1 protein-coding gene is annotated in these 4,843 nt (G+C 77.8%); it reads right to left on the bottom strand.

Features of this window, described 5'->3' with window-relative positions; genetic code table 11:
- Positions 1 to 9: 9 nt before the first annotated feature.
- Positions 10 to 4,843, bottom strand: a 4,834-nt coding sequence (locus tag ACQRUO_RS29895) for an SDR family NAD(P)-dependent oxidoreductase (protein ID WP_428319228.1), incomplete at its 5' end; no start/stop codon positions are given.

Raw genomic sequence — 4,843 nt, 5'->3', positions numbered from 1 at the left:
CGGGCCCCGTCAGTGGCCCGGCCGGGCGGTCGGGTCGCCGAACACGGTGGCCAGGTGGGCCGCCAGCCCGGTGGCGCTCGGGTGGTCGAAGACGACCGTGGACGGCAGCTTCAGGCCGGTGGCCTTCTTCAGCTGGTTGCGCAGGACGACCGCCGTCACCGAGTCGAAACCCAGGTCGCGGAAGAGCCGGTCGGGGTCGAGCTGTTCGGGCGAGAGGTGGCCGAGCACGCCGGCCGCCTGGGTGCGGACCAGGGCCAGCAGCCGCCCGGTGCGCTCGGCCGGGGCGAGCGCGGCCAGTTCCGCGCGCAGTTCGGCCGGGCTGGTGGTGGCGGTGCCGCGCCCGGCCGTGGCGGTCCGGGCCCGGGTGGGCGCGGGGCGGACCAGGCCGCGCAGCAGCGCCGGCACCCGGTCGCTGCCGTGCAGCGCGCCCAGGTCCAGTTCGCTGGGCAGCAGCAGTGGTGCGCCGGCCGCCAGGGCGGCGTCGAACAGCGCCAGGCCGCGTTCGGTGGTCAGCGGCACCAGGCCCTCGCGGGCCATCCGGGCCAGTTCCACCTCGCCCAGGTGCGCGGTCATCCCGCTGGTCTGCTGCCACAGGCCCCAGGCCAGCGCCAGGCCCGGCAGGCCCTGCGCCCGGCGGCGCACCGCCAGCGCGTCCAGGAAGACGTTGGCGGCCGCGTAGCCGGCCTGCCCGGCGCTGCCCCACAGGCCCGCCGAGGAGGAGAAGAGCACGAACATGCCCAGCTCCCGGTCGCGGGTCAGCTCGTCGAGGTGCACCGCGCCGTCGACCTTGGCGCGCAGCACCGCGGCCACCCGGGCCGGGGTGAGCGCGGCCACCGCGCCGTCGTCCAGCACGCCGGCCGCGTGCACCACGCCGGTCAGCGGGTGCGCGGCCGGGATGCCGGCCAGCAGGGCCTCGACGGCGGTGCGCTCGGCCACGTCGCAGGCGGCGACGGTGACCTCGGCCCCCAGCGCCGCCAGCTCCTCGACCAGCTCCGGCACGCCGGCGGTGGCGGCGCCGCGGCGGCCGGCCAGCAGCAGGTGGCGCACCCCGTGGGCGGTCACCAGGTGACGGGCCATCAGCTGCCCGAGCCCGCCGGTGCCGCCGGTGACCAGCACGGTGCCGGCCGGGTCGAGCGCGGTCGGCATGGTGAGCACGTTCTTGCCGATGTGCCGGGCCTGGCTCAGGTGGCGCAGCGCCTCCGGGGCCTGCCGCACGTCCCAGGCGGTGACCGGCAGTCGCCGCAGCACGCCGCGCTCGAACAGAGCGACCAGCTCGGTGAGCAGCTGCTGGATCCGGTCCGGGCCCGCGTCGATCAGGTCGAAGGCGTGGTAGCCGACGCCCGGGTGGGCCGTCGCCAGCTGTCGCGGGTCGCGCAGGTCGGTCTTGCCCATCTCCAGGAAGCGCCCGCCGGGGCCGAGCAGCCGCAGCGAGGCGTCCACGTACTCGCGGGCCAGCGAGTTGAGCACCACGTCCAGGCCGCGGCCCTCGGTGGTGGTGCGGAACCGCTCCTCGAAGGCGAGGTCGCGGGAGGAGCCCAGGTGCGCCGCGTCGAAGCCCTGCCCGTGCAGCACCGGCCACTTGCCGGGGCTCGCGGTGACGAAGACCTCGGCGCCCAGGTGCCGGGCGAGCTGGACGGCGGCCATGCCGACCCCGCCGGTGGCGGTGTGCACCAGGACCCGCTCGCCGGGGCGGAGGTCCGCGAGGTCGACCAGGCCGTAGTAGGCGGTGAGGAAGACGATCGGGACCACGGCGGCGTCGGTGAACGACCAGCCGTCGGGCATCCGCACCACCAGGCGGCGGTCGGTCACCGCGATCGGGCCGAGCGAGCCGTCGATCAGGCCCATCACCCGGTCGCCGGGAGCCAGGTCGGTGACGGCGGCGCCGACCTCGGTGACCACGCCCGCGCCCTCGCCGCCGGTGGCGGCCTTCTCGTCGGGGTACATGCCGAGCGCGATCATCGCGTCGCGGAAGTTCAGGCCGCCGGCCTTGACCGCGACCCGGATCTCGCCGGGGGCGAGCGGGGCCAGCGCGTCGGGGGCGGCGGCCAGCGCCAGGTCCTCCAGGGTGCCGCGGGTGGAGGCCTCCAGCTTCCAGGCGGGGCTGGTGGCGGGGGTGGTGAGCAGGCCGGTGGCGGCCAGCCGGGCCAGCCGCGGGGCCAGCGGGGCGCCGGCGCGCAGCGCCAGTTCGGGCTCGGGGCCGGCGGCGGCCGCGGCCAGGGCGGCCAGCGACTCGGGCGTGCCGTCGTGGTCGACCAGGGTGATCCGGTCGGGGTGCTCGGCCTGCACCGCGCGCACCAGGCCCCAGACCGGGGCCACGGCCGGCTGCGGCAGGCCCTCGCCGGGCACCGCCTCGACGGCGCCGCGGGTCAGCACCAGCAGCCGGGTGTCGGCCAGCTCCTCGTCGGCGAGCCACTGCTGGACGGCCGTCAGGACCGCGGTCACCGACGCACGGACGGCCTGCGGCAGCGCCGCCGAGCCGGCCGGGTCGCAAGGCGCCGCGGGGCACTCCAGCACCAGCAGGGTGCTGTCGGCGGGCTGCGCCTCGGTCAGCCCGGCGCGGGTCAGCGCCCGGGCCAGGGCGGGGCTCGGCTCGCCGAGCACGGCGAACCGCTCGTTGCTCGGGGCGGCGGGCAGCGCGACCGCCTGCCAGCGGACCCGGAAGAGCGCGTCGGCCACGTCGGCGGCCGGCTGGGCCAGCTGTTCGGCGGTCAGCTCGCGGCTGACCAGCGACTCGATGTGGGCGATCGGCGCACCGGTGCCGTCCGTCAGGGCGACCGTGACACCGCCGCCGGGCGCCTTGGCGACCCGGACCCGGGCCGCGGTGGCGCCGACCGCGCCGAAGCTCACCCCGGTCCAGGCGAACGGCAGCCGGACGGCGCCGTCCTCGGGCTCGACCAGGCCGATCACGTGCAGCGCCGCGTCCAGCAGCGCCGGGTGCACGCCGTACCGGTCGGCCTCGCCGGCCGTCGGCTCCGGCAGCTCCAGCTCGGCGAAGACCTCCGCGTCGCGCCGCCAGAGCGCCCGCAGGCCGCGGAAGGCCGGGCCGTAGCCGTAGCCGGCCTCGGCCAGCCGCTCGTAGAAGCCCACGGCGGCCACCGGCTGCGCGCCGGTCGGCGGCCAGGGGGTCGGCTCGGGCTCGGCGGCGGCCGGTCCGGGGGTCGACTCGGGGGCCACCGTGCCGGTGGCGTGCCGGACCCAGCCCTCGCCGACCGGGCTGCCCTCCGGGCGGGCCAGCACCTCGACCGAGCGGGTGCCGTCCTCGCCGGCCTCGCCGACCAGGACCCGCAGATGGGTGCCGCCGCCCGGGGCCAGGGCCAGCGGCGCCTGCACGATCAGCTCCTCGATCCGGCCACAGCCCAGCTCGCTCGCCGCCCGCCGGACCGCCTCCACGAAGCCGGTGCCGGGGAAGAGCGCCCGGCCGCCGATCCGGTGGTCGGCCACCCAGCGGTGGCTGGCCAGGGCCAGCCGGCCGGTGGCCACCGCGCCGGCACCGCTGCCGACGCCGGTCTCCACCAGCGCGCCGAGCACGCCGTGCGCCAGCCCGGTCAGGCCCGCCGCGCCCACACCCGCCCGGGCCGACCCGACGGCGCCGGGCTCCTGCCAGTAGCGGCGGTGCTCGAAGGCGTAGGTCGGCAGTGCGGTGAGCGGTCCGTCGCCGAGCAGGGCCGGCCAGGACGGCGAGGTGCCGCCGGCGTGCAGCCGGGCCAGCGCGGTGAGCAGGGTCTCGGGCTCGGGGCGCCCGGGCTGCAGCAGCGGGACGAAGTCGGGGGTGGGGTCGGTGCTCTCCAGGCAGTCCTCGGCCAGCGTGGCCAGGGTGGCGTCGGGGCCGAGTTCGACCAGGGTGGTCACCCCGGCGGCGAGCAGCCGGCGCACGCCGTCGCGGAACCGCACCGCGCCGCGGACGTGGCGCACCCAGTACTCGGGGTCGGTCAGCTCCGCGCCGACCGGTTCGCCGGTCAGGTTGGAGATCACCGGGATCCGGGGCGCGGCGTAGGAGATGCAGTGCGCCAGGTTGCGGAAGTCGTCCAGCATGGGGTCCATCAGCGGCGAGTGGAAGGCGTGGCTGACCCGCAGCCGCTTGGTCCGCCGGCCGCGCGCCGCCCACTGCTCGGCCTGCGCCAGCACCGCGGCCTCGGCGCCGGAGAGCACCACCGCCTGCGGCCCGTTGACCGCGGCGATCGCCACCTGGCCTTCCTGGTCGGCCGTTTCGGCTCCTTCCGCCGACTCGGCCAGCTGGGCGAGCACCTCCGCCTCGCTCGCCTGGACGGCCACCATCGCGCCGCCGGAGGGGAGTTCCTGCATCAGCCGGCCGCGGGCGGCAACCAGCTTGGCCGCGTCCGGCACCGAGAAGACCCCGGCGGCGCAGGCCGCGGAGATCTCGCCGAGCGAGTGGCCGAGCACCAGGTCGGGGCGGATCCCGAGGTGCTCGAGCAGCCGGAAGAGCGCGATCTCCACCGCGAAGAGCGCGGCCTGGGCGTGCACCGTCGACTCGAGCTCGGCCGGCTCGGTCGACTCGAAGACCAGCGCGCGGACCGAGCGACCGAGCCGGCGGTCGAGGTGGGCGCAGGCCTGGTCGAAGGTCTTCGCGAAGACCGGGTAGGTCTGGTACAACTCCCGGCCCATGCCGAGGTGTTGGGACCCCTGTCCGGAGAAGAGGAAGGCGGTGCGGCCGCCGTGGGCGACCCGGCCGCGGACCACTGCCGGACTCTCCTCCCCCGCCGCGAGCGCGGCCAGGCCGGCCAGCAGCGCGGGGCGGTCGGCGGCGATCACCACGCCGCGGTGCTCCCAGGCGGCGCGGCCCAGGGCCAGCGAGCGGGCCAGCGGGCGCAGGTCCGCCGCCGGG

It is taken from the genome of Kitasatospora sp. LaBMicrA B282 (assembly GCF_050325825.1).
GTDB lineage: Bacteria > Actinomycetota > Actinomycetes > Streptomycetales > Streptomycetaceae > Kitasatospora.
Note: the sequence above shows the minus strand (reverse complement) of the source record. Positions and strands in the feature narration are given on the sequence as shown.